At 40.6% G+C, this 24290-nt stretch carries 27 protein-coding genes; 17 read left to right on the top strand and 10 right to left on the bottom strand.

Going from position 1 to position 24290, the window contains the following annotated elements:
• Positions 1-171: 171 nt before the first annotated feature.
• The 3 genes from CSV63_RS04100 (at position 172) to CSV63_RS04090 (ending at position 3791) form a co-directional block, all read left to right on the top strand.
• Positions 172-1818, top strand: coding sequence for an ABC transporter permease (locus tag CSV63_RS04100; RefSeq protein ID WP_099636766.1), 1647 nt, complete (start codon positions 172-174; stop codon positions 1816-1818).
• 5 nt (positions 1819-1823) lie between these two features.
• The gene (locus CSV63_RS04095) at positions 1824-2501 is read left to right on the top strand and encodes an ABC transporter ATP-binding protein (protein ID WP_099694708.1); all 678 of its coding nucleotides are present in this window, start codon (positions 1824-1826) and stop codon (positions 2499-2501) included.
• Positions 2502-2675: 174 nt separating this feature from the next.
• Positions 2676-3791, top strand: a complete 1116-nt coding sequence (locus tag CSV63_RS04090) for a Fe(3+) ABC transporter substrate-binding protein (protein WP_369823797.1) — start codon at positions 2676-2678, stop codon at positions 3789-3791.
• 291 nt (positions 3792-4082) lie between these two features.
• Here CSV63_RS04090 and CSV63_RS04085 read toward each other — a convergent pair whose 3' ends face one another.
• The gene (locus tag CSV63_RS04085) at positions 4083-4601 is read right to left on the bottom strand and encodes a gamma carbonic anhydrase (RefSeq protein ID WP_099694707.1); all 519 of its coding nucleotides are present in this window, start codon (positions 4599-4601) and stop codon (positions 4083-4085) included.
• A gap of 107 nt (positions 4602-4708) precedes the next feature.
• On the opposite strand from CSV63_RS04085, the gene CSV63_RS04080 reads away from it, so the two are divergent.
• Genes CSV63_RS04080 through CSV63_RS04065 form a run of 4 tightly spaced genes read left to right on the top strand, consistent with a single transcriptional unit; the run spans position 4709 to position 6990 of the window.
• A complete protein-coding gene (locus CSV63_RS04080) occupies positions 4709-5506 on the top strand; it encodes an alpha/beta hydrolase (RefSeq protein ID WP_099694706.1) in 798 nt (265 codons plus the stop codon).
• Between the two features lie 17 nt (positions 5507-5523).
• A complete protein-coding gene (locus CSV63_RS04075; RefSeq protein WP_099694705.1) occupies positions 5524-5898 on the top strand; it encodes a fluoride efflux transporter FluC in 375 nt (124 codons plus the stop codon).
• Complete coding sequence (locus CSV63_RS04070) at positions 5895-6236, top strand: fluoride efflux transporter FluC (RefSeq protein WP_099694704.1); 342 nt, start codon at positions 5895-5897, stop codon at positions 6234-6236. The genes CSV63_RS04075 and CSV63_RS04070 overlap by 4 nt, the downstream gene beginning before the upstream one ends.
• A gap of 13 nt (positions 6237-6249) precedes the next feature.
• The gene (locus CSV63_RS04065; RefSeq protein WP_099694703.1) at positions 6250-6990 is read left to right on the top strand and encodes a thermonuclease family protein; all 741 of its coding nucleotides are present in this window, start codon (positions 6250-6252) and stop codon (positions 6988-6990) included.
• A gap of 146 nt (positions 6991-7136) precedes the next feature.
• On the opposite strand, the gene CSV63_RS04060 is transcribed toward CSV63_RS04065, so the two are convergent.
• The gene (locus tag CSV63_RS04060) at positions 7137-7664 is read right to left on the bottom strand and encodes an isoprenylcysteine carboxyl methyltransferase family protein (protein WP_099694702.1); all 528 of its coding nucleotides are present in this window, start codon (positions 7662-7664) and stop codon (positions 7137-7139) included.
• Position 7665: 1 nt separating this feature from the next.
• Positions 7666-8745: a type III polyketide synthase gene (locus CSV63_RS04055; protein ID WP_099694701.1), complete on the bottom strand. Its 1080-nt coding sequence runs from the start codon at positions 8743-8745 to the stop codon at positions 7666-7668.
• A gap of 94 nt (positions 8746-8839) precedes the next feature.
• Here CSV63_RS04055 and CSV63_RS04050 point away from each other — a divergent pair, with 94 nt between their 5' ends.
• Positions 8840-9847, top strand: coding sequence for an LLM class flavin-dependent oxidoreductase (locus CSV63_RS04050; protein ID WP_099694700.1), 1008 nt, complete (start codon positions 8840-8842; stop codon positions 9845-9847).
• Between the two features lie 8 nt (positions 9848-9855).
• Positions 9856-10155, top strand: a complete 300-nt coding sequence (locus tag CSV63_RS04045) for a cupin domain-containing protein (RefSeq protein WP_099694699.1) — start codon at positions 9856-9858, stop codon at positions 10153-10155.
• Between the two features lie 63 nt (positions 10156-10218).
• On the opposite strand, the gene CSV63_RS04040 is transcribed toward CSV63_RS04045, so the two are convergent.
• Positions 10219-10662 (bottom strand): YaiI/YqxD family protein, encoded by a 444-nt coding sequence (locus CSV63_RS04040; RefSeq protein ID WP_099694698.1) that lies wholly within the window; start codon positions 10660-10662, stop codon positions 10219-10221.
• 88 nt (positions 10663-10750) lie between these two features.
• On the opposite strand from CSV63_RS04040, the gene CSV63_RS04035 reads away from it, so the two are divergent.
• The 3 genes from CSV63_RS04035 to CSV63_RS04030 all read left to right on the top strand — a co-directional run bounded on the left by CSV63_RS04035 (position 10751) and on the right by CSV63_RS04030 (position 12681).
• Positions 10751-10987: a hypothetical protein gene (locus CSV63_RS04035; protein WP_099694697.1), complete on the top strand. Its 237-nt coding sequence runs from the start codon at positions 10751-10753 to the stop codon at positions 10985-10987.
• Positions 10988-11112: 125 nt separating this feature from the next.
• Complete coding sequence (locus CSV63_RS16615) at positions 11113-11268, top strand: hypothetical protein (RefSeq protein WP_199171269.1); 156 nt, start codon at positions 11113-11115, stop codon at positions 11266-11268.
• Between the two features lie 45 nt (positions 11269-11313).
• Positions 11314-12681 carry a leucyl aminopeptidase family protein gene (locus CSV63_RS04030; protein ID WP_099694696.1) on the top strand — a complete coding sequence of 456 codons (1368 nt, stop codon included), beginning with the start codon at positions 11314-11316 and terminating at the stop codon, positions 12679-12681.
• A 191-nt stretch (positions 12682-12872) separates the two neighbouring features.
• Here CSV63_RS04030 and CSV63_RS04025 read toward each other — a convergent pair whose 3' ends face one another.
• From CSV63_RS04025 to CSV63_RS04010, 4 genes are all read right to left on the bottom strand, one after another.
• A complete protein-coding gene (locus CSV63_RS04025; RefSeq protein WP_099694695.1) occupies positions 12873-13076 on the bottom strand; it encodes a hypothetical protein in 204 nt (67 codons plus the stop codon).
• Between the two features lie 243 nt (positions 13077-13319).
• On the bottom strand, positions 13320-14255 hold the full coding sequence (locus CSV63_RS04020; RefSeq protein ID WP_099694694.1) for a TRM11 family SAM-dependent methyltransferase: 936 nt from the start codon (positions 14253-14255) through the stop codon (positions 13320-13322).
• The gene (locus CSV63_RS04015) at positions 14255-14707 is read right to left on the bottom strand and encodes a protoporphyrinogen oxidase (protein WP_099694693.1); all 453 of its coding nucleotides are present in this window, start codon (positions 14705-14707) and stop codon (positions 14255-14257) included. The genes CSV63_RS04020 and CSV63_RS04015 overlap by 1 nt, the downstream gene beginning before the upstream one ends.
• Before the next feature lie 4 nt (positions 14708-14711).
• Positions 14712-15644: a cation diffusion facilitator family transporter gene (locus tag CSV63_RS04010; RefSeq protein ID WP_099694692.1), complete on the bottom strand. Its 933-nt coding sequence runs from the start codon at positions 15642-15644 to the stop codon at positions 14712-14714.
• 306 nt (positions 15645-15950) lie between these two features.
• On the opposite strand from CSV63_RS04010, the gene argH reads away from it, so the two are divergent.
• Complete coding sequence (argH, locus tag CSV63_RS04005) at positions 15951-17276, top strand: argininosuccinate lyase (protein ID WP_199203600.1); 1326 nt, start codon at positions 15951-15953, stop codon at positions 17274-17276.
• Between the two features lie 108 nt (positions 17277-17384).
• Here argH and brnQ read toward each other — a convergent pair whose 3' ends face one another.
• Both brnQ and CSV63_RS03995 read right to left on the bottom strand, forming a co-directional pair.
• Positions 17385-18704: a branched-chain amino acid transport system II carrier protein gene (brnQ, locus tag CSV63_RS04000; RefSeq protein ID WP_099694691.1), complete on the bottom strand. Its 1320-nt coding sequence runs from the start codon at positions 18702-18704 to the stop codon at positions 17385-17387.
• A gap of 111 nt (positions 18705-18815) precedes the next feature.
• Positions 18816-19595, bottom strand: coding sequence for an enoyl-ACP reductase FabI (locus CSV63_RS03995; RefSeq protein ID WP_099694690.1), 780 nt, complete (start codon positions 19593-19595; stop codon positions 18816-18818).
• A gap of 199 nt (positions 19596-19794) precedes the next feature.
• On the opposite strand from CSV63_RS03995, the gene argC reads away from it, so the two are divergent.
• The 4 genes from argC to CSV63_RS03975 are packed head-to-tail and all read left to right on the top strand — an operon-like array spanning position 19795 to position 23961.
• Positions 19795-20829, top strand: a complete 1035-nt coding sequence (gene argC, locus CSV63_RS03990; RefSeq protein ID WP_199203599.1) for an N-acetyl-gamma-glutamyl-phosphate reductase — start codon at positions 19795-19797, stop codon at positions 20827-20829.
• Positions 20830-20868: 39 nt separating this feature from the next.
• Positions 20869-22092 (top strand): bifunctional ornithine acetyltransferase/N-acetylglutamate synthase, encoded by a 1224-nt coding sequence (gene argJ / locus CSV63_RS03985; RefSeq protein WP_199173164.1) that lies wholly within the window; start codon positions 20869-20871, stop codon positions 22090-22092.
• Positions 22055-22834: an acetylglutamate kinase gene (gene argB, locus CSV63_RS03980; RefSeq protein WP_099694688.1), complete on the top strand. Its 780-nt coding sequence runs from the start codon at positions 22055-22057 to the stop codon at positions 22832-22834. The genes argJ and argB overlap by 38 nt, the downstream gene beginning before the upstream one ends.
• On the top strand, positions 22831-23961 hold the full coding sequence (locus CSV63_RS03975) for an acetylornithine transaminase (protein WP_099694687.1): 1131 nt from the start codon (positions 22831-22833) through the stop codon (positions 23959-23961). Before argB ends, CSV63_RS03975 begins: the two co-directional genes overlap by 4 nt.
• The last annotated feature ends 329 nt before the right edge of the window (positions 23962-24290 follow it).

Below are 24290 nucleotides of genomic sequence, written 5' to 3'. Positions count from 1 at the left end.
CATCATGTAGTTTTTTGGAGAACGTCAACAGTAACGATTTGTTGAATTCTTATGAAAACATTGGAATGTACAGAGAGTTTGTATATACTTGAGTGTGACTTATACTATTTAAGTCACCATGAACGTACACCATAACCGCCATCGTGCGTAGTAAAGTTGGTATTATAGTATATGAAAACATCTATATGGCTAAGAGAGATTCGTCGTCGGGCAAATAGTTGGTTCATCATTACAATGCTTGGTGCACTCGTCATAATTATGCCGGTCGCCTACGTTGTACTGAGTTTCTTCCAGCCGACAGGCGAAAACTGGGAACATATTAAAGAATTTTTGCTTGCTGACTATGTAAAAGGGTCAGTGATTTTAGTTGGGTCTGTCGGGTTCCTTTCAACGACCATCGGATTAGTACTGGCCTGGATTGTCGCGGCCTATGAATTTCCATTACGGAAACAGTTTAAATGGCTGTTGATTATACCTTTGGCTATACCGCCTTATATAGCGGCTTATACATACAGTACAATGACAAGCTATACCGGCGTCATTCAATCGTTGTTCCGTAATTATTTTGATTATCAATTCACACCGGGCACGATCGAGATCATGTCATTGCGTGGAGCGGTTTTTGTGCTCACATTATTCCTTTATCCGTATGTGTATATGATTGCGCTCAATTATTTTGAAAAACAAAGCGCATCGTATATTGAGAGTGCTAAAACTCTTGGATTGAATGGTTTCCAAATGTTCTTCCGTTTAGGATTACCTATTGCACGACCTGCCATCATCGCAGGATCGATGCTCGTCATCTTTGAAGTGTTAAGTGATTATGGCGTAGCCAGTTTCTTTGGCGTACGTACGATTTCCACGGCGATTTTCCAAACGTGGTTCGGGATGTATGATATCAATGCGGCTATGCGTTTAGCTGCTTGGTTGCTCGTCATTATATTAGGGATTTTCATGCTCGAACGCTTTTTACGAAAAGGTAGGAAGTACGATACGAACGTGACACAAAGCAGACCACTCGCACGTAAAAAATTACGTGGATGGACTGCTTGGCTAGCATTCCTTTCTTGTTCTATTGTATTTTTCAGTGCCTTTTTAATTCCTTTTGTTCAACTGATCTATTGGTCACTAAAAACATATGAAAAAGTATGGCGCGCAGACTTCATCACCTTAATAACCAATAGTTTAGTGGCCGCTCTCATCGGTGCATTGATTATAAGCTTCTTTGCGATTTTGGCTGCCCGTACGATTAACTTGTATCCATCCGCTTCGTCAAATTTACTTGCGCGTATTATGACGTCCGGTTATGCGGTACCAGGAGCAGTCGTTGCAATTGGGGTACTTGCTTTATTTATTACGCTAGATGAGAAACTGGCATTTATTTATCCGAAACTGTTAGGTGTAGAATCGGGCTCACTCGTATTAAGTATGTCGATCGCTATGCTGATCACAGGATACGTTATTCGGTTTATGGCGCAAGGATTCAACTCGGTTGAGTCAGGTTATACAAAAGTACCACCATCTTATCGTGAAGCTTCTTTCTTACTAGGACGAAGTATGACATACACATTTTGGAAAGTAGAGTTTCCATTATTACGCGGTTCGATCTTAATTGGATTTGCGTTGGCATTCCTCGAAATTATGAAGGAACTACCGCTGACCTTACTGTTGAGACCATTTAACTTTGATACGCTCGCGACTCGGACATATCAATATGCAATTGATGAAAGAATATATGAAGCTGCACCATCCTCTCTGTTATTAATTTGTCTAAGCATCTTGTCGGTGATTATAATTTTAAGATTTGAGGAGAAGTGAGAACAATGTTCGTAGACATTCAAAACTTATCATTTCAATATTCAAAAAAACAGCAGCCTGTCATTGATCGCTTTTCTTTTACGATTAAAAAAGGGGAAATCGTAGGGATTGTAGGTGCGAGTGGTAGTGGAAAAAGTACTTTGCTACGATTGCTTGCAGGTTTGGAAGATCCTACGGCAGGCAGTATCGAACTTGACGGCAGATTGATTGTAGGAGATAACACGTATATCGAGGCAGAGAAGCGCGGTGTGGGTATGGTGTTTCAAAACTATGCACTATTTCCGCATTTGACAGTCAGCGAAAACATTTGCTTTGGCTTGCACAAGATGAAGCGTCCTGAGAAAAAGAAGCGTTTGAATGAAATGTTGGAACTTGTTCAATTGCAAGAGTTTGCCAAACGTTATCCACATGAACTTAGCGGGGGACAACAGCAACGTGTGGCATTGGCAAGGGCTTTGGCGCCTTCACCTTCCATCCTGTTGATGGATGAGCCGTTTAGTAATCTAGATACGAATTTGAAGTCATTGATTCGAATGGAAGTTCGAGATATCTTACAAAAGGCAAATAGTACATGTCTGTTTGTATCACATGATCAAGCTGATGTGGACGCGATTTGTGATCGAATCATTTATATTGATTGTGCAACGTATATTGGTTCAGACAAAGAATCAATACCTGTTTAACGTTGTCCTAGAGAGTATCGGATATATTTCCGACACTCTCTTTTTATTTATAGAAATAAAAGAAAATGAATACTAGACTTCTACTTGATATTGTATTACAATTTCTTTAGTACTGAAAATGATTCTCATTACCGTTTGGAGATATGCAACGTATATGAGAAAACAAGGAGAGAAATCAATGTGAAGAAGTTTTTATGGGTATTCGCCCTATTGATGCTGGCGGCAGTTTTAAGCGCTTGTAACTCAAGTTCCGATAAAGAGGAACAAAAGGACGAATCAGTAAAAGAAGAAACTCCCGCTGAAGATACAACTGATGCAACAGAAGATGAGAAGACTGGTGGAGAAGTAAACGTCTATACGGCTAGACACTATGACGTGGATACAGTTCTTTATGAAGACTTCACGGAGAAGACTGGCATTAAAGTAAATGTGATTGAAGCGAAAGCACCAGAATTAATAGAGCGTCTTAAACGTGAAGGACAAAATTCACCTGCTGATTTATTTATTACGGTGGATGGCGGGATCTTGAACACAGCGAAAGAAGAAGGTCTTTTGCAGTCAATTGAATCTGAAGAAATTGATAAGGCAGTGCCAGCAGAGCTTCGGGACACAGACAACGAATGGATCGGATTATCTACTCGTGCGCGTGTGATTGTCTATTCAAAAGATCGCGTGAAGCCGGAAGAATTATCAACTTATGAAGACCTTGCAACAGACAAATGGAAAGATAAATTACTTGTTCGTTCATCTGATAGCTTGTATAACCAATCATTGATGGCATCATTGATTGCAATTGACGGTGAAGACAAAGCGAAAGAATGGGCTCAAGGTATCGTGAATAACTTGGCGCGCGAACCTGAAGGTGGAGACCGCGACCAAGCCCGTGCAATCGTCGCAGGTGTTGGTGATGTTGCGATTATGAATAGTTACTATGTAGGTCACATGTCTGTTTCTGACGAAGCAGAAGATGTGAAAGTGTTCGACCAGATTGGTGTGTTTTTCCCGAACCAGGAAACTACAGGAACACATATTAATATCAGTGGTGCTGGCTTGATTAAACATAGTAAAAACAAAGAAAATGCAGTGAAATTGATTGAGTACTTAACGACTGTGGAAGCTCAAGAACAATTCACGGCAGAAAACTTTGAGTTCCCAGTTAATAAAGAAGCGAAATTACCAGATGTGATGGCTGAATGGGGTACATTCAAACCACAGGAAGTGGACTTCGCAGATTACGGTAAGTATAATCCGAAAGCTGTAGAATTAATGAATGAAGTAGGCTGGAAATAAGTTCAACAAAGAGCAGCTCTCGGGCTGCTTTTTTGTTTCTGTAAAAACCCTAACTACTAATTTTATAAATGGATGAAACATTTTGGGTCTATCATAAGTCATAGGAAGAGTGAAAACTTTTAACTGACCAGAACAGTTCAAGCACAACTCTTCTCCTTTATAAGAACGGTCCAAATGAAATGACATCCATATGTATAGTAGTGAGTATGATATATAAGCAATAATACTCGAAATATGTGCCGACATTCAGCCGGTACTAAAAGAAGCACCCGCTAGTAACGGGTGCTCCAATTAATTCTCCTCTTGCAATGCTTTATATAATTGACCTTTACGTGCATAATCATTGACAATTCTTGTCATATCTGCGCGATCTTCATCATTCAACTCACGAACGACACGAGCTGGAGAACCGATGGCTAATGTGTTAGGCGGAATTTTCTTGCCTGGAGTTACCAAGCTGCCAGCACCGATGAATGCCCCTTCACCAACCTCAGCCCCATCGAGAACAGTAGCGCCCATTCCGACAAGTGCACCGGTTTTAATTGTGCAACTATGGAGCATGACTTTGTGACCGATCGTCACGTTATCTTCAAGAATTAATGGGTACTTTGGGCTTTGATGTAGACAGCAGAAATCCTGTATATTTACTTTTCGTCCTATAATAGTAGGAGATACATCGCCGCGTATAACGGTATTGAACCATATAGACGATTCAGGACCTATAGTTACATCTCCTGAAATCGTTACATAGTCCGCAATATAGACGGAAGGGTCAATCTCAGGCAATTTACCTTCGTATGGATAAATCAATCAAATCTCCTCATTTCTAAATAATCATGTATAATTTATCGTAACAAACATTTAGTATTTGTGAAACATAAGAATGAAACGGATAGAATAAGCTAGTCAAATAAGGAGTGGTAACTTTGTGGAAGTGGGAAGCAGAAGGTAAGGCAAAAGGCGTTATCGTTCTTGTACATAACGCATATGAACATCATAGAAGATATGTATGGCTCATACAAAAATTTCGAAGCGACGGCTTTCATGTCGTAGCAGGAGATTTACCTGGTCACGGCAAAGAAAATATTGAAGTGCATGCAGAGGCATTTAGAGATTACCGGAGATTTATCAAAAAAATGATTCGTAGCGGCTTAGATGATAATTTGCCTGTGTTTTTATTTGGACATGGATTGGGTGCTACGTTCTTACTTCGTTTATTACAGATGGAACGAATTGATTGTGCAGGAGTCATTTGCACATCGCCTTGGCTACATCTGGAACATCATCCGCCAATCCGAGCGAAAATGTTTACAAAATGGTCTCAAACAATGACATTGGATCATGAAATCACGCCTGAACTGCTATCGCGCAATCCTGAATTCTTGGAGCAATATGCGGAAGATCCAATGTATGTATCCATTGTGACGGGCGGCTGGTACCGCGAGTTACAGACGCTTATGAAATCAGTTATGCAACCTGATCTAATTATCCAGGACGTACCATTATTGCTGCATACGGGGGAAGCGGATCAAATCACCAATACCGATTACACACGCAAGTGGGCATTCGCACAAAATCTATCTGAACTGCAATTGAAACGATGGAAAGATGTTGAGCACGATGTCATCCAAGCACCTGAGCAAGAAGGGATCTACTTATATACATTATCCTTCATCCATAATGTACTGCACTCGCTGGGATATATTATCGAATGAAATAAGGTCGTGAACATATGAGAGAACGTCTGTACATAGGTGTGGCTGGGGCTTTTGGAGCGAGCACAAGGTTGCTGATCGGTCACCTGTTGATCGTCAGTGCTTCTTTTCCTGTCGCTACATTCTTAGTGAATATGATGGGTACGTTTATACTTTGCTACATAGTGGAACGTGCCCGTCTATTGGGAAATCTTAGCTCTCTTGCAGTGACAGTTATCACTTCAGGATTCCTTGGTGCATTTACGACGTTTTCAGCGGTAAGTGTAGAAACAGTCGAATTGCTAAGTGATGGATTTTTTGGACTTGCTGTTGCCTACGTCTTTAGTAGTTTAGTAGGTGGACTAGCTATGGCGGCCTTTGGCTTTTCTTTGGCTAGGAGGTTAACGGTATGATCTGGCATTTCATAGCAGTTGGCTGTGGCGGATTTATAGGGGCGTTATTGCGTTTTGAGCTAACTTCCAAGCTCAATCAAAAACGTATGCCATTTGGAACGCTACTTGTTAATTCAATTGGAAGCTTCTTCATTGGCTGGATTATTGGTTCAAATCTTTCACTCAGTTGGACGTTGTTCTTTGCAACGGGTGTGGCTGGCGCTTTAACGACCTATTCTACGTTAATGAAAGAGATTTGGACGTTCTGGGCTGGAGGTCAAATGCTCAAAGCTATTTATTATACACTTGTAACGTTCATAGTGGGGATAGGCTTGGCCTATTTAGGTTTTAGCTTATAGAAAAGAGGTTCTGATGAGTAAGAAAACGACATCCAAAGAGAAACAAAATAAACGCAAGAAAATGATTACATCATTCTTGATTGCTTTAGGGGTTGCGATAGTGGCAATATATTTCCCGGAACTATTTGGGGATGAGGAAAAAGAAACGAGTCGTCAAGGTCTTATCCCTGTTGAATTAGTCAAAACAATTGACGGCGATACGATCAAGATTATGTTTGAAGGTAAAGAAGAGAATGTGCGGTATTTATTAATTGATACACCTGAAACGAACCATCCCCGTCTTGGCAAGCAACCTTACGGACAGCAAGCTAAAGTGCGTAACCAAGAGCTGCTGCAAAAAGGACATCTTGAAATCGAATTTGATGTAGGCGGAAAATACGATAAATACGGCAGATTATTAGCGTATATTTACATAGACGGCAAGAGTGTGCAAGAGCAGTTATTGAAAGAGGGCTTAGCGAGAGTCGCTTATGTGTATCCGCCTAACACACGGCATCTGGATGCATTTGAAAAAGCGGAGCAACAAGCTAAGAAATCAGGCATAGGGATTTGGACGTTGGAAGATTATACTACAGACCGAGGTTTTGATAGCGAGAAATATCCCGCTGATTCTGTGAAAATACCTGTCTATGGTGAAACACAGGATTTCAAGAATTGTACAGAACTGCGTAAAGTATATCCGAAGGGCGTTAAGAAAGGACACCCCGCGTATCAAGAACATCTAGATGGCAATAGTGACGGACAAGCTTGTTAAGAATAGGAAAACGAAGTACGTAGTATGTGCACATTAGAAAACATTTTCCATTTATGGGTAACGGGCGTAGCATTTTAGTATGTACATACTAAATAAAAAATGAAGGCAAATCCTGTCTATTTAGGAATTGCCTTCATTTTTTTTTATCAAAACACCTCATTATAATTCGTAAACTCCCGCAATGCACGTTCTTCAGCTGGGATGCGAACGGACAGCATCCAGATGTTTAGTACGAAAAACAGTCCCACCGTGAAGTATGCACTGAATAGTAAAGGTAAGATGATTAGTTCAGTTGTGACAATGACATAGTTCGGGTGGCGGATCCAGCGGTAAGGTCCTTTTTTCTGAACGTTCGCTCCAGGTAGTATGAGAATTTTAGTGTTCCAGAACTTTCCTAACGAAGACAGACACCAGACGCGCAGAACTTGCATCAATAGGAAAACTATAAACAAGACGTACCAGAATGGGGATAGGGGACGGTCGAATACAAGAACTTCAATTAGCAAGGAAATGAAAAATGCCGTATGCATCAAAACCATCCATTTATAATGGGATGCGCCGATTTCTATAGCGCCTTTACTGCGGATCCACTTCTCGTTACGACTAGCGACGACTAATTCTACTAATCGTTGCATAACGACGATGATAAAAACAAACAGGAAGAGCCTACCCATTTCACTGCCACTCCAATAACAGTAGTTCTCCACAGAAGCCTGGACCCAGTGCCGCCATTAACCCGTATTCCCCCTTAGCAGGCTGCTGCTCGATGAAATCTTTGAGTACATAGAGCACAGTAGGAGACGACATATTTCCATGGTATTGCAATATTTTTTTTGACGTAGCGGTTTGCTCTGGATCTATATTTAGTGCTTTTTGATAGGCATCCAATACTTTTTTACCGCCTGGATGGGCAACGAAATGCTGTACGTCTTCCATTGACAGTTCATGATCTTCTACGAATTGATGTACAAAGGGCCCTAACCAACTCTTGATAACGTTTGGAATACTCTTTGAAAAGACCACATGCAAGCCATCATTTTTAATATCCCAACCCATCACGTCCTCTGAATTGGGCATGAAACGTGAAGATGTTGCACGGATATGCGGCATCGGACGAGTGCTTTTAACAGTAGACTGCTCTCCAGTAACAAGTGCACAAGCAACACCATCGGAAAATAAAGAAACACCGACCAAGTTACTTTTCGACACATCATCCCGTTGAAACGTTAAGCTGCATAGCTCTATAGCGAGAACGAGAACATTTGATTCAGGATAAGCTTTACAGTAATCAAAAGCGCGACTCATACCAGAAGCCCCACCTGCGCAACCCAGACCCCAAATAGGGATACGTTTAATATCATGTCGAAATGGTAATTCATTAATAAGACGGGCATCGATACTTGGTGTGGCAATACCACTACTTGAAACAAAGAATATCGCGTCTATTTCAGCAACATTCACCGGACGTTCAAGCGAAGTCGAATTGGTGAGACATTGTTCGACTGCTTGCTTGCCAAGTGTCACGGCGTGCTGAATATATAAGTTATTTTTTGTTTCAAAATCATGTGGCTCTGCGTACCATTCCAACGGCATACATACTTGTCGTGAATCAATTTCACCGTTTTGAAACACTTGTAATAAGCGGTCGATATCTTTAAATGAATCCGAAAATAAAGAACGAGCAAATATCATAGCCTCTTCCTGTGGCAAATTAACAGGGGGGCTAACTGTACTAACAGATTGGATGATTGGCATAGGGTAACCTCCGTTTAAATTAATGACGAGCTTGAGCAGTGAATTATGCCGTGGTTTCTTGTAAACTATATGCAATAGAAGAGGAGGACTTGTCTTGAAGATACAATTAAGTATATTGGATCAATCTCCCATTACATTCGGCAGTGATGCCCATGAAGCTTTTCAGCAAACTACTTGTTTAGCGAAGAAAGCCGAAGAATTAGGCTATAGCCGCTTTTGGGTGTCTGAACATCACGATGCTCCAACTCTAGCAGGTTCATCCCCTGAAATTCTGATGGCGCATTTGGCTACAGTCACTTCGACTATCCGAATCGGGTCAGGCGGTGTCATGCTACCTCACTATTCCCCCTATAAGGTGGCAGAAAACTTTAAAGTGTTGGAAGCCTTGTTTCCTGGGAGAATTGATGCGGGTATAGGGCGAGCGCCAGCGGGAATGCCCCGAGCTACTTATGCTCTCAATAACGGTGAATATCTGAATCGCGATCAATATCCTCAACAAATTGATGACTTGCACATGTATCTTCATGACGCGTTGCCTAAGGATCATCCATATGAAGGATTGAAAGCAACCCCACTCACAAATAATGCACCACCTGTATGGATGTTAGGTACGAGCAGAGAGTCAGCGAGTTTAGCGGCTCAAAAAGGTTTACCTTATATGTTTGCACAATTTATCAATAGTGAAGGGGGGAGGGAAGCAGCAAAGTTTTATCGAGAGCATTTTCAAGCTTCTGTATATACACCTTCGCCTAAGCAAGCAGTAGCAGTATTTTTGTTTTGTGCAGAGACGGAAGAAAAGGCAGACTGGATTGCGTCCTCATTGGATCTGTTACTGATTATGCAACAGCAAGGAATGAAAGTAGAAGGTACACCTTCACCAGAACAAGCAGCAGCTTATCCATATAGTCAACTGGAACGAGAGTTGGTTCAATTAAATCGTGAGCGTATGATTGTAGGGACGCCAGAAGCAGCTCGTAGGCAGTTGGAACAAATAGCGCAAGATTTTGGAGCAGAAGAAATCATGCTCGTTTCTATTACATATAACTTTCATGATAAACTAAAGTCATATGAACTGATTATGCAGGAAATTCTGAAAGGGTGAGAAGACTAATGAATTTGATTGATACAAAAAATCAGCTGTCTGAAAAGTATAAGCATGTGGAGAAAGTGGCAAATGTCGACAATGCAACGTTTATGAATATTCAATTGCGTGCAGGAGAAGAAGTAGTTGAGCATGATGCGAATAAAGAAGTATTCATCATCGTGCGTAAAGGAAAGGTACGGTTTATAGTGGAAGGCGAGCCGGTTGATGTCACACCAAATAATGTCTTGCATATGGTGCCATTAGAAAGACATAGTTTACATGCAGTAGAAGACTCTGATGTTTTAGTTATTCTAGTGAAGCCGTAAAGTTTATACAACAAGAGATCGTAAGTAATCATTGCGATCCCTTGTTGTATAATATCGTCTAATTTAAAGTTGAATGGATTTACATAATTCACGCAAACTAGTAATAAATCCTTCATTCTGATCAGCAGTTCGTTTTTTAGGGCCGCGTAAACGACCTCCTGCTCGGCGGATTTTCTGTGCTTTATGACGTGCTGCAAGTAATTGATCAATATTGTCATTAGTATACCATCTACCGTTCTGATCAAGAGGCAAACCTTGTTTCGCCAATGCCATAGCAGCCAAACCATAATCTTGCGTGACGACGATATCCCCCTTTTTTATACGGTTCACCAATACAAAATCAACTGCGTCGGCACCTTTGGAAACAGTAATCGTTTCAGCGCCTTCCCGATGCATTTCATGTGCCGTGTCACATATTAATACACAAGGTAGGCCGTATTCTTTCGCAATTCCGATCGTTTCATTAATTACCGGACAGCCATCTGCATCCACTAAAATCGTTGTCACGTTATCCCTCTCCTCCTACTTTTTCTAGTAGGTTTAGTATAGCAAATATCGGGAAAGATAAGTAAAAACAAGAGGTTGAGGTGATGAAATGGCTGATTTATCAAAAGAACAACGTACTACTGCAGAACAACGTGAGCAATATGGACGCGAAATAGATGCAAAGAATGCTGCCATGGAGAACGTAGAAGTGCCACTTGAAAACAAAGCATTAGCAGATCACGAAATTCCACCACCGTTGACAGAAGAAGAAGTAAGAGCTAAAGTCGGTAATCAAAACTACCGAAATGCAGCTGAAGATAACGCACCCACATCAATAAATAGCTAATAAAGTCATGCGAAAAAAGGAACAATACGGCTGTTCCTTTTTTTTGCGTTAACCGTTAGTAATGAAACCAACTTGTTTGGCAAAACGTATGTGTACAATACAACTACATAACGGAGTGATAAAAAATGAATGAAGGATATTTCGTGGGATGGGGTACATTAGCTCTAATCAATGCAGTATTGGCACAGGGAAAAAACAGAAGCGGATTGAACTGGTTTATCATCTCTTTGTTTTTAGGACCGCTAGCAACGCTCTTCTTAGCGCTATCAGGTAAAAAGTGATAAACTATTTAGGAAACCGAAATAGTGAAGGGAGCTATTATAACTATGCAAATCAATGCAGAAATTTTATTTTCAACAGATGGACAAATAACCAAGAACCTGTTGGTGAAGCAATTTGTCGACAATCAAGCCGGGGAATTTTCCACGTTTGTCCATGATGGAAAACAGCTAGTCGTTATAAAAAATAAAGAATGGAAAACAGCAGATGCAATTCGCAGTATTGCGGGTGAAATCTCTCGCAGTCTTGCAGCACAAAAAGTAGATTCTGCTTCGATTCAAGCAGAACAGCTAGGACAAATGTGGTCGTCTCAAGATGAAGCAGTCACAGCTTTCGTCGAAGGATGGCATCTTGGTGCCTATAACTTTGACCGCTATCAATCTAAAAAGGCGGATCCTGTCACTACATTAGATGTAAAAGGTGCAAATAAAGCAGCAGTCAAATCAGGCGAAGTACGTGCTGCCGCTATGTCGTTTTCTCGTGATTTAATGAATGAACTTTCTGATGTGCTCAATCCAGAGACATACCCGGAAGTATTAAAAGATCATTTCAAAGGGACAAAAGTGAAAATCGATGTTCTTGGTAAAAAAGAAATTGAAGAACGCGAAATGAATGGCGTTTTAACAGTTTGCCGCGGCAGTAAGTATGAGCCCTCATTCGTTGAGATGACGTTGCAGACAGATGCCTCAAAACCACTCGTGGCTCTTGTCGGAAAAGGCGTAACCTACGATTCAGGCGGTATTAGCTTGAAGGGCGGACGCGATGACAGTGACATGCGTATGGATATGGGCGGTTCAGCAGCTGTCAGCGGTGCATTATCACTCCTTGCTCATTCAGATGCAAAAGTGAATGTAGTCGTGCTGATTCCAATGGTTGAAAATACACCTGGACCTGATGCTGTTATGCCGGGCGAAGTGATTCAATACAAGAATGGCATTAGCGTACAAGTCGGGAATACCGATGCAGAAGGCCGTTTGATTTTGGCTGACGGATTGATTCGCGCAGGTGAATTAAACGCAGACTACACTGTGGATATCGCTACATTGACTGGCGCAGTTGTGGCTGCGCTTGGTACGGAAGTAGGCGGAGTGTTTGGTGACGAAGAGTTGTCTAATAAAATGAAGAAAATCGGCGATCAAAACGGTGACTTCGTTTGGCCACTTCCTTTAATTGATGAGTACGAAGAAACGCTTGATAGCGCCTATGCGGATTGCAACAATATGAGTTCTCTAACTGTGGCGGGTTCGATCACAGCTGGTCTCTTCTTGCGTAAGTTCGCACCGAAGAACAACTGGTTGCATGTCGACATGGCTGGCGTTATGGATAAGCAGAAGTCAAAGGGGTATTATACGAAGTCAGCAACGGGCTACGGAGCACGTTTGCTTGCGGATTATACGGTGTCATTGACTAAATAAAATCAAAAGAATGTCCTCGAAGTTACGATACTTCAAGGGGCATTCTTTTTTGTCTGTTTGATTACAGGGAGTTACCCATATCTTTGATGGGATGGATGCTCTAGCTGGGGAAACTTCCTGAGGGCGTGACGTGAGCCTTCACGTCGTAAATGCAAAGGCCTGCTCTGACGCTTTGACTTCGTTTTAAACTCTCATGTAAACAACGAAGGGGAGGCGAGTCCTGCTAGAATGATTAACAAAGATACCGATGCGATCATCGCAGGTTTCATAAATGCTGGTTCTTCCTTCACTAGCTCCTTGATTGCATAAATTATTGATATAACGAAAACGAATGGCCATACGAACCATGTCCATAGATAGAGAATACTTAAAAGCTTCATGATGCTAATAAACATAGATATCACTCCTTACTTAAGAATAATTGTTCACTGGAAAAACGAATAGTGTAAAAGATAATAGGCTCATTACTTCTGTTTCCCCCAATTTATAAAATTCACACTTCTTGTAATGAAACATATAACAAGTATGACGATTTATCAAGTTAACAAATAAGGGGGAGTATGTACTTGTGATTAGAATTGCTGATGCGCCAAAATGGAAAAAAGACACGTGAGGGAAAAGCCCCCACGCATCTTTCATTATTTACATAGAACTACTTCACGCGAAAAAGTACCTTTGCGAGCAAGACAACGATCTACTATCTCAAATCCAGCCATTTCGAGCATGTCGTCCATATTCTCGATTGTGATGATTAAACAGCTTTTAGAAAAACGACGGGCTTCTTTCAAAATTTCGAGTTGACCTTCTGCAGTAATATGTGTAAATAAATTATACGGCATGTCAATGATCGCCACATCGTATTCTTCCTCGACATCAGCAATTGGACCTATTGTGACATTGCCTTTCAAACCGAAGTAGTCGATGTTTTTTCGCGAACCATAGACGACGAGTGGATTAATATCACGACCTTCAATAGGTATCCCCATAGATAGTGCTTCAACAAGGACCGTTCCAATTCCACAGCAAGGATCGATGACGCGCTTCTCTTTAGGGTGTGGCACTGCGATATTGACGGCGGCTCTAGCTAAACGGGTACTCAGTGCAGTAGAGTACATATGCGGTTTCTGTTGGTGCACATGCCAGTCAGAAGAACTATAAAGTAATTTCCCAGCGTACCAGCGATTATTCAATTGCATAATGCCAATAAACACTTCCGGATGATCGAGTTCTGGTTCACCATTGATCTGTAAACCTATGGTGCGCTCAATGTTACGACGCGTATCATGACCAATTTTAGCTGTTTCCGCAAGCGTTATATCGTTTAAGCAGACTGTTTTAAATAATTGATCGATCTCCAATTCAGAAGCTTTGTCGGCTAGCAATTCCAAGTTGTCAGCATCCAGTAAGACCTCGAGTCGAGTTTGTATAAACGGGCTTCGTGATGGATCAACGCCAATATCACTTATAATCACGTTGTCTTCTACGTCATAACCGAAAAAAGCCCGCATTTCCATCCGACATAATTCTTTCTCATCACGGTGTCGAACATACGTGTAGATAAACTGCGATGCCATCAGCTATTTGCTCTCATTTTATGCAAATCATCCAGTACTACATACAGAAGTTGTAATGCATCTTTTATAGACATCGCCTCATCAAATCCATTAAGAGAATCTAACGGAACATTCAATTCCCAGAAACCTTCGTTATCCGAAAACGACATACTAAAACCATTTAAGTTGTGCTGAAGTTTTTCCTCAATAAATGTACGAATTAGTTCGCCTTCTTTTTTCTTGCCTTGTAAACCAAATAAAGCCATATACGTTTTGAAAATATCGTCCACTTCAAGTGCTAGCGAATCCACTTGGAGTTCATCAAATTCAGGTGACTCGACAAAAAGAAACTCAGCTATATTCGTATTCAAATATGAGATGGGTTCGTGTAAAAAACGTTCATCCGCAGTGCGTACTATTTCCTCTGTTTCCTTTACACATACTTCTATTGTTTTAATTGTTAATGTACTCATTTTTTCACTCCTCGTTAGTAAGTATACCGGATTGTTTTTCGGGATACCACGGATTTAAGTGAATTAACACTTCGTCGACATCTTCATTTTTTGCCATGATCAAATTACGTAATCTACTTGAAATAACATGACCTTCTTGTATAGTTAAATCACCACTGACACCGATACGAATATCCACCAATACGTAATGACCATGTTCCCTTGCACGCAAGCGATCAATTCGTTTCACTTCTGGAATGGAGTGAATCAATTCTTCAAAAGCAACTAATCGTTCATCGTCTACACTTTTTTCCATTAATATATCAATACTTTCCTTACCGATATCGATAGCAATTTTTAAGACAAGAATCGAGACGATAATACCTGCAATGGGATCACCGTATGTGAGAAGCGGCAATGCGTAAGCATCTCCAACTAAGGCGAGTCCAATTCCTACCACTGCGGCAAGTGAGGCATAGACATCTGCCAAGTGATCATAGGCCGTTGCAATCAGTCCTTTACTGTTCTCCGCGGTACCGATTCGAATGGTGTAGACATAGAGTATATATTTCCAAATTAGAGACACAATCGCAGTGAGTAAGGCAATTTTACTCGCTTTAGCAGGATCTTCGAATAAAGCCATTATAGCTTCGAAAGCAATATAGATTGCAGCTAACCCCAAAATGATAGCGACTATGCTTGAACCAATGACTTCCGCTTTGCCATGTCCATACGGATGATCTTCATCTGCGGGACGTTTTGAAATTCGCATGGATGTTAGTGCAGCGGCAGAAGCTACCACATCACCTGCGTTGTGGAAACCGTCTGCGAGTAAAACAGGACTTTTGAAAATAAATCCGACTACCAGTTTTAATACAGTTAAAATCACATTACTCAATAAACTAATCCAGATAGCTAAAATGGCAGACGTAGAATGTTCGCGTACTTGAATTGTCATAAAAGTTTCCCTCCTCTAAGAGTGTTTCCTATAAGCAACAAAAAAACCTCGCTTAGCTTAGGCGAGGTCATACATAATTTTAATTGTTGGATTGGGAAAAAGTTTCTCATTGTCATCACTCATTCATTAATAGTTCAATCATTATCCCATAAATATACGGTTTATGCAAACGGACACAACATCACTCAAAGTAGAAAAATTACTTCTACTGTGTCAAAATAAAAGAATAGATCTGATGTAAGTTGGCAATAGGGATAGTTAGTATACAAAAAAACGAATAAAAATACATATTGAGAGGAATGATAAATGATGAAACTTTGGGGCGGTCGTTTTAGTAGTAAAGCAGATAAGATTATGGAGAAATTCAACAGCTCTTTGCCTGTTGATTATCGACTATACAGAGAGGACATCGCAGGTAGTATTGCACACGTAACGATGCAAGTGCATTCAGATTTACTGTCACCCGAGGAAGGCGAATTACTTGTAAACGGCTTACAGTCCATTTTGGCGGATATCGAATCGGGCGAATTACAAATTGAAGGTAATTATGAAGACATTCATTCTTTCGTTGAAATGAATCTAACAGAACGAGTAGGAGAGACAGGCAAGAAATTACATACAGCACGTAGTCGAAACGATCAAGTAGCTGTCGATATGAGGCAATATGCGAGGAACCAAACTTCTGTCGTCATAGATGCGCTACAGGTCCTAATCGATTCACTTGAGTCAAAGGGAAAAGCCAACAATGTAATTATGCCAGGCTACACACATTTGCAACGCGCGCAAGTCGTCACTTTTGGACATCATTTGGGCGCTTATGCACAAATGTTCAAACGCGATAAAAAACGTGTGCAAAATGCTGCCGAGATTCTGAATGAAAATCCACTTGGCTGTGGTGCACTAGCTGGGACTACACATGATATTGATCGTCAAGTGACGACTGCATTACTAGGGTTTGATAAGCCGGTAGATAACTTCCTTGACGGGGTCAGTGATCGCGACTATTTAGTAGAATTGATGTCCGATTTCTCCCTCATAATGATGCATATGAGCCGTTTAAGTGAAGAACTGATTCTTTGGAGCAGCCAAGAGTTCCGTTTCATCACCATCTCAGATGCCTATTCAACAGGGAGTAGCATCATGCCACAGAAGAAAAATCCGGATGCAGCAGAACTGATCCGTGGAAAAACAGGACGTGTATATGGCTCTCTATTCGCTTTACTTACGACGTTGAAAGGATTGCCATTAACCTATAATAAAGACATGCAAGAAGACAAAGAACAATTCTTTGACGCACTTGATACAGTTCTGGATTGTTTGGAAATTATGTCTAAAATGATCGATACTCTACAGGTAAATGCAGATCAAATGAAAGCAGCAATTAAAGGTGGTTTCCTAAATGCAACAGAAGTGGCAGACTATTTAGTCGCAAAAGGTATCCCATTCCGTGATGCTCATGAAGTCGTTGGAAAAATTATTATTTATTGTGAACAAGAAAACAAAGCGATTGAAGATCTAACAGTGGTGGAACTCAAAGAGTACAGCGACCATATCAATGAGGATATCTACGAATACATCGATTATGAAGCAATTATTTCAAAAGGTAACAAAGGATTGATGAAAGAACAGTAATTCTAGAAAGGAAGCCATTTTTTTACTAGATACTGAAGAGTACTTCCTCAGTAAAACTAAATAATAATTAGCACGTAAAAAGCCTACGGAATATCCGCAGGCTTTTTATTATTCAACACGAGGCTTGCCTTGAGCAGAAGCGACTATAAATCCTACCGCGCCAAACACGATCGCAGGCAAAATCCAGCCAATACCTTGTTCATATAATGGTAGGAATTCCAAAATGTATGTAACCGGTACCAGATTGATATTGAATGCACGTAACACATCGAAGAATCCAATAAGACCAGCCGCTAGTAAACCGTAATTATACACTTCATGATAGCCTTTAAATAACGGATGTAACAATCTGAAAGTTATGAGGACAATGGCTAGTGGATACACTCCGACTAGTACAGGAATGGACACTGCAAGCAACTGCGTGAGGCCGACATTCGCAACTATCGTAGAAAATGAACAAATAATAAACACGAATGCTTTATAGGAAATCTTAGGTACGACTTTGGAAAGGTATGTAGCACTAGCGGTTGTCAATCCAACAGATGTTGTTAAGCAAGCTAGTGTTACTGCAACTCCAAGTAGATATAATCCATTATTACCCATCAGAGCATATGCAAGTTTTGCTAAAATATCACCACCGTTCGTTGCACCTTCTGCTACAGAGCGGCTCGTCATCCCTAAATATCCTAATCCGGCATAGACAAAACTCAGCCCGAGTACTGCGATGGATCCTGCTTTCATCGTAATGGAAGTAATTTCTTTTCTATCGGTAATACCTTTTGCCTTCACAGCATTAATTACGATAATAGCAAAGACGAGAGCTGCCATTGCGTCCATTGTTCCGTAACCTTCAATAAATCCTTTGTAAAAGTAATCTTCTACATAAGATCCTTGTGGGGCGCCTGCTTCACCCACTGGGTTGATCATTCCAATCACGACAATAATCGTTACGATAGCTAGCAATATTGGAGTTAAAATACTACCGAATCGATCGACAATTTTATTCGGCTTACAGGAGAGCCAAATCGTCACTGCAAAAAATAAAATGGAAAAGAGCGCTAATGCCAACTTAGCATACGAATCCGGCATAAATGGGGAAACCGCAATTTCAAATGAAACAGTCGCTGTACGAGGAACTCCGAAGAACGGTCCAAGTACTAAATAGATAACGAATGGAAAAAACATGGCGAATAAAGGCGACGCTCTTTTGGCTAAATCATTTAATTGATTGCCACTCATAGTTACTGCAATTATCCCTAGATAGGGAAGACCGACTCCCGTTATTAAAAAACCAGCTAATGTAATCCATGTTTGCGTTCCAGCTAGTTGACCGAGTAACGGAGGAAAAATCATATTTCCTGCACCGAAAAAGAGAGCAAACATCGTCAGCCCCAGTTTGAACGTATCGAATTTTGTAAATCTATTCATTTGGAATTCCTCCTGAGGTACTTTGAAAAGTGTATGTATTTCGATAATAAATTGCATTTTAATGAAAAGTGCCCATAAAAAAGGATTCTCCTAAGAGAATCCTTCATAAGATTACCCCATAATGTGGTAGCCAGCATCTACATAGATGACTTCACCTGTCACACCACTCGATAAATTACTTAGCATCGCCACGGTCATATCCGAAACTTCTTCAGGTTTAACGTTTCGTTTTAATGGCGCACGTTCCTCAATTTGACTGAGGATTGTATTAAAGGATGGAACACCTTTTGCGGACAATGTACGTACCGCTCCGGCAGAGATCGCATTTACACGAATGTCTTGTTCACCTAGCTCGGATGCTAAATAGCGTACTGAAGCTTCAAGAGCCGCTTTTGCAACACCCATTACATTATAGCCTTCAAGAACGCGTTCAGCGCCTAAATAACTCATCGTAATGATCGCTCCGCCTTCTGTCATATAATGACGGGCTTCACGTGCTGTTGCTACCAATGAATAGGCACTGGAATCTTGTGCGAACGCATAACCATCACGAGTCGTTTCCACGAATGGATTATGCAAATCTTGTTGATGTGCAAATGCAATGGAGTGAACTACCCCGTGGATCACACCAACTTGTTCGCCAATCGTTTTGAAAGCCTGCTCTATACTTTCATCACTATTCACATCACATTGAACAATTTGTGTGGCTGTAAATTCGCTTTTTTCTAATGCTTTTTCTAATTTATCACGAGAGCGATCTTTACGGTATGTGAAAATGACATTCGCACCAACTGAGAATAATGCTTTTGCTACTCCCCAACCAATACTACGTTCATTCGCAACACCCATAATCACAATGTTTTTACCGGATAATTTCAACAAATCTACCATAATAGCCTCCTGCAATCTTATTATTCATTTGATCATATTATACTCTCCATAATAATAACATATAGTGAAGGAGAAGTTATAGCTTTTCTAAAAGAACGAAAAGAGATTTTATAAATTAACTGTTAATAAATAAAAATACAGTTGACTTTATAATTATACATACGTATACTTGTCATTAATGAATAAAGAGGTGATGGCGTTGAAGGTTGGAATCGTAGGAGCGTCTGGATATGGTGGCCTAGAATTAATACGGTTGCTACAAAACCATCCGGAAATTGAACAGATTGATTTATTCACTTCCTCAGAAGTGGGGACGGTATTTTCTCAAAAATATCCACATCTCGTGAATATTCACGATCAGTCGATGAAGGCTATAGAACCTGAACATATTAGCAAGTTAGATACAGTATTTTTCAGTACACCAGCTGGCGTAACAACTAAGTTACTTCCACCATTGGTAGGTGCAGGTGCTAAATTAATTGACCTATCGGGAGATTTTAGACTGAAAGATCAAGCGGCATTCGAGCAATGGTATCAAAAAGATGCACCGCCACTTGAACACTTGGAGAAAAGTGTATATGGACTTCCTGAATGGAATAAACATCATATTGCCGATGCGGAAATCATTGCGAATCCAGGGTGTTACCCGACAGCAGTTCTACTATCTTTACTTCCGTTATTGAAAAATAAACTAATTGATGGTAACCGATTAATAATCGATGCAAAAAGTGGCGTATCTGGTGCAGGTAATAAGCCAAGCCAAGCGACACATTTCAGTGAAACGAATGAAAATTTCTCTATATATAAGATTCATCAGCATCAGCATATACCAGAAATTGAGCAAGCAATGAATACATTTGCTGATCAGCCGGAACCCATTATGTTCACTACGCATTTGGTTCCCATGACAAGAGGTATTATGACGACGAGCTATGCGAAAGTAAATGGACAAGTAACGCAAGAGCAACTTATAAATTGCTTACAAGAAACATATAAAGATAGTCCGTTCGTTCGGATTTTGACAGATGTGCAAAAGGTCAGTACGAAACAGGTATATGGTTCCAATTATTGCGATATACATGTCAAAGTAGATCCACGTACAAATCAAGCCACGATTATAGCAGTCATCGATAATGTGGTGAAAGGCGCCGCGGGACAAGCTATACAAAATATGAATATCCAATATGGTTTAAATGAAAAAACAGGAATTGATCTCATTCCATTATGGATTTAAACAAGTAATTTGAACACAAGAATTGAGGGGAGCACGATTATGGAAACTATCGAAGGTATGAAGCGCATCTCGCGTAAAAATATTATCTCACCAAAAGGGTTTAAGGCAGTCGGCATTCACTGTGGGCTAAAGCATAAGAAAAATGATTTAGCACTATTAGTCAGCGAAGTGCCAGCGAGTGTTGCGGGTGTCTTCACAACGAATGTAATCCAGGCAGCTCCACTTCAAGTTACAAAGAAAGTTGTCTACGAAACTCAAAAAATGCAGGCGATTGTTATTAATTCTGGTAACGCAAATGCATGTACTGGAAAGCAAGGCATGCGAGACGCAGTGAGTATGCAACGTAAAACTGCAGACCACCTAGGTATTGACCAGAATCTTGTAGGAATTGCGTCAACAGGTGTTATAGGTGAACAAATGAATATGGCGCCTTTACTCTCTGGTATTGAAAAACTTCAACCGTTGGATACATTAGAAGGTTCCATTCAATTTTCACAAGCAATTTTAACTACAGATACCGTAACGAAAAACACTGCATATGCAACGGTGATTGATGATCGTGAAGTAGTAGTTGCGGGTGTGGCAAAAGGCTCGGGAATGATTGAACCGAATATGGCGACGATGCTAGGTTTCATTACAACCGATGCCCATATCGAGTCAGAACATTTACAAACAGCACTAAAAGAAATTACGGATGTAACATTCAACTCCATTACGGTAGATGGTGATACATCAACGAATGATATGGTACTCGTTATGGCAAACGGACTTGCGGGTAACCATTCTTTAACGCCAGATCATCCCGAATGGCAATCTTTCGTCGATGCATTGCATGCCGTATCACGTGATTTGGCAAAAATGATCGCTAAAGATGGGGAAGGTGCTACCAAATTAATTGAAGCAAAAGTGACGGGTGCAGTTTCGGATGAACAAGCGCGTCAAATTGCAAAATCTGTTGTAGGCTCACCACTTGTCAAGACGGCAGTATTTGGCTGTGATGCCAACTGGGGGAGAATCATTGCGGCAGTCGGATATAGCGGTGCGACAATAGATCCTGAAGATATTAAAATCTATATCGGTGACACTGTAGTAGTAGAAGGCGGGGAACCTATTCCGTTTTCAGAAGAAGAGCTGTTGATTTATCTTAAACAACACGAAGTAAAATTTGCAATAGAACTAAACCAGGGAGCTGGTCAAGGAATGGCATGGGGGTGCGATCTTACTTATGACTACGTCCAAATCAACGCAACATACCGCACGTAAACGACAGGTTATTAAACTGGGTGGCAGTATGCTAGACGAATTAAGTGATGAGTTCTTTCAGGGTGTGAAAAAATTACAGCAAGATGGTGTTCAAGTGATTATTGTTCATGGTGGAGGACCGAATATTAATCAAGAGCTTGAAAATCGTGGAGTCACTTCGACTGTAGTTAAAGGATTCCGTGTTACGTCAGCAGAAGCGATTGGTATCGTCCAGTCAATCCTGATTGGTCAAGTAAATCCAGCGCTCGTACATCGCTTCAATGAGGCAGGAATCAAAGCAATTGGATTAAGCGGATTCGATGCGAACTTATTTACATGTGATGTCCTGGATTTTGAAACGTATGGTTATGTAGGAGAAATAAAAACAGTTGAAACAGAAGTTTTGGATGCGCTACTAGATGCAGGAATTATTCCTGTTATTTCTTGTATCGGTGCAACCACTTCTGGAGAACCATTGAATGTTAACGCGGATACAGTCGCGAGTCGAATTGCGTTAGCTGTTGAGGCAGAAAGTTTACTATTAGTGACGGATACATCGGGAATCCGTATTCAAGATCGTCCTCAGGCAGAAGTAGGGCCTGAAGCTATTTATGGCTGGATTCAAACAGAAGATATTTATGGAGGAATGATCCCGAAAGTTATGGCGGCTATCGATTGTCTAGAAGCGGGTATTCCATCTGTACAAATTGTCTGTCAAAAATTAAAAGGCACGGTCATTACCAATGAGGAGGCAATCGTGTGACGTATTTATTCAATAACTACGCAAGACGCGCGGTACATCTCGTAAAAGGAAATGGTACCGTAGTAACGGACGATAAAGGGAAAGAGTATTTAGACTTTACTAGCGGTATCGCAGTTGTCAGTTTAGGCCATGCTCATCCTGCGATTGTTAAAGCATTACAAGAACAAAGTAAAAAGTTATGGCATATTTCAAATTTGTTCGAAAGTCCAGAGCAAGAAAAACTTGCTGAATCATTGACAAAAAATACCGATCTGTCATATGCGTTATTTTGTAACAGTGGGGCCGAAGCGAATGAAGCTGCGATTAAACTAGCACGCAAACATACAGGCAAGCATCATATCTTATCGTTCAAACAGTCATTCCATGGAAGAACTTTTGGCGCAATGGCGGCTACCGGTCAAGATAAAATCCAAAAAGGGTTCGGTCCGATGCTTGAAAGTTTTGAAGCATTGCCCTTTAATGACATCGAGGCTTTGAAACAAGCGACGAACGATAACGTGGCTGCTATTATGCTAGAAGTCATCCAAGCGGAAGGCGGAGTGAACTCTATCGAACCGGCTTTCGCAGAAGCGATTATGGCTGCTTGTAAAGAACATAATATTCTCCTCATTATCGATGAAGTGCAGACAGGAATTGGACGCACAGGAACTCGTTATGCTTATGAGCAAACTGCATTAAAGCCTAATATTGTGTCACTTGCTAAAGGGCTTGGTGGCGGGTTCCCTATTGGAGCAATGCTAGCTAGTGAAGAGCTGTTCCATACATTCGGGCCTGGCACACACGGTACAACCTTTGGGGGTAATCCATTAGCGATATCAGTTGCCCAAACAGTAGTTGATCATGTATTTGATCCAGCATTCTTAAAGAATGTTCAAGAAAAGTCTGCGTATCTGAAGCAAAAACTCCAATCAGAACTACCAAATGATAAATATTCTATTCGCGGTAATGGCTTATTAGTTGGAATTCAGTCAAATAATGAAATCGGTTCATATATCCAAGAGGCCGAAAAACAAGGCTTGCTCCTTGTACCTGCTGGAACGAATGTCATTCGTCTATTACCACCACTGACGGTTTCAAAAGAAGAAATCGACCAGGCAGTGACGATATTAAAGAATGTATTAATTTGAGAAATATTTGAATTAAAGTAGTCTGTGAACTGCTATTCAGTAAACAAAAGATCTCCCTTGAAGTCTAATTACTTCATGAGAGATCTTTTTTGCGTGAGTTTAAGTTCAGATCGGATTTAAACTAAAGTACTAAATTAATTACAATACAAATATCGATGAACGACAACTAGTAATAACTGCATCTTTACTGACTACACTACTTCATTACGCTTATTCCTTTAAAAGTATTTTGAAAGAAAACCATAGCTGTTTTTCGAATTCTTTCTATACAAAGAATTATTGCTCAGGTATAGTTAAGGCAAAACAACCTAAGAGAATGGAAGTGTCCT

It is taken from the genome of Sporosarcina sp. P34 (genome assembly GCF_002743375.1).
Taxonomy (GTDB): Bacteria; Bacillota; Bacilli; order Bacillales_A; family Planococcaceae; genus Sporosarcina.
Note: the sequence above shows the minus strand (reverse complement) of the source record. Positions and strands in the feature narration are given on the sequence as shown.

Coding starts and splice junctions, on each gene's coding strand:
- CSV63_RS04070 (WP_099694704.1), top strand. CDS start 5,895: ATGATCTGGCATTTCATAGCAGTTGGCTGTGGCGGATTTATAGGGGCG.
- CSV63_RS04025 (WP_099694695.1), bottom strand. CDS start 13,076: ATGTTTATTAGCATCATGAAGCTTTTAAGTATTCTCTATCTATGGACA.
- CSV63_RS04075 (WP_099694705.1), top strand. CDS start 5,524: ATGAGAGAACGTCTGTACATAGGTGTGGCTGGGGCTTTTGGAGCGAGC.
- brnQ (WP_099694691.1), bottom strand. CDS start 18,704: ATGAATAGATTTACAAAATTCGATACGTTCAAACTGGGGCTGACGATG.
- CSV63_RS03995 (WP_099694690.1), bottom strand. CDS start 19,595: ATGGTAGATTTGTTGAAATTATCCGGTAAAAACATTGTGATTATGGGT.
- CSV63_RS04065 (WP_099694703.1), top strand. CDS start 6,250: ATGAGTAAGAAAACGACATCCAAAGAGAAACAAAATAAACGCAAGAAA.
- CSV63_RS16615 (WP_199171269.1), top strand. CDS start 11,113: ATGAATGAAGGATATTTCGTGGGATGGGGTACATTAGCTCTAATCAAT.
- CSV63_RS04095 (WP_099694708.1), top strand. CDS start 1,824: ATGTTCGTAGACATTCAAAACTTATCATTTCAATATTCAAAAAAACAG.
- CSV63_RS04045 (WP_099694699.1), top strand. CDS start 9,856: ATGAATTTGATTGATACAAAAAATCAGCTGTCTGAAAAGTATAAGCAT.
- CSV63_RS04015 (WP_099694693.1), bottom strand. CDS start 14,707: ATGAGTACATTAACAATTAAAACAATAGAAGTATGTGTAAAGGAAACA.
- CSV63_RS04020 (WP_099694694.1), bottom strand. CDS start 14,255: ATGGCATCGCAGTTTATCTACACGTATGTTCGACACCGTGATGAGAAA.
- CSV63_RS04035 (WP_099694697.1), top strand. CDS start 10,751: ATGGCTGATTTATCAAAAGAACAACGTACTACTGCAGAACAACGTGAG.
- argJ (WP_199173164.1), top strand. CDS start 20,869: ATGGAAACTATCGAAGGTATGAAGCGCATCTCGCGTAAAAATATTATC.
- argB (WP_099694688.1), top strand. CDS start 22,055: ATGACTACGTCCAAATCAACGCAACATACCGCACGTAAACGACAGGTT.
- CSV63_RS04055 (WP_099694701.1), bottom strand. CDS start 8,745: ATGCCAATCATCCAATCTGTTAGTACAGTTAGCCCCCCTGTTAATTTG.
- CSV63_RS04030 (WP_099694696.1), top strand. CDS start 11,314: ATGCAAATCAATGCAGAAATTTTATTTTCAACAGATGGACAAATAACC.
- CSV63_RS04100 (WP_099636766.1), top strand. CDS start 172: ATGAAAACATCTATATGGCTAAGAGAGATTCGTCGTCGGGCAAATAGT.
- argH (WP_199203600.1), top strand. CDS start 15,951: ATGATGAAACTTTGGGGCGGTCGTTTTAGTAGTAAAGCAGATAAGATT.
- CSV63_RS04010 (WP_099694692.1), bottom strand. CDS start 15,644: ATGACAATTCAAGTACGCGAACATTCTACGTCTGCCATTTTAGCTATC.
- CSV63_RS04060 (WP_099694702.1), bottom strand. CDS start 7,664: ATGGGTAGGCTCTTCCTGTTTGTTTTTATCATCGTCGTTATGCAACGA.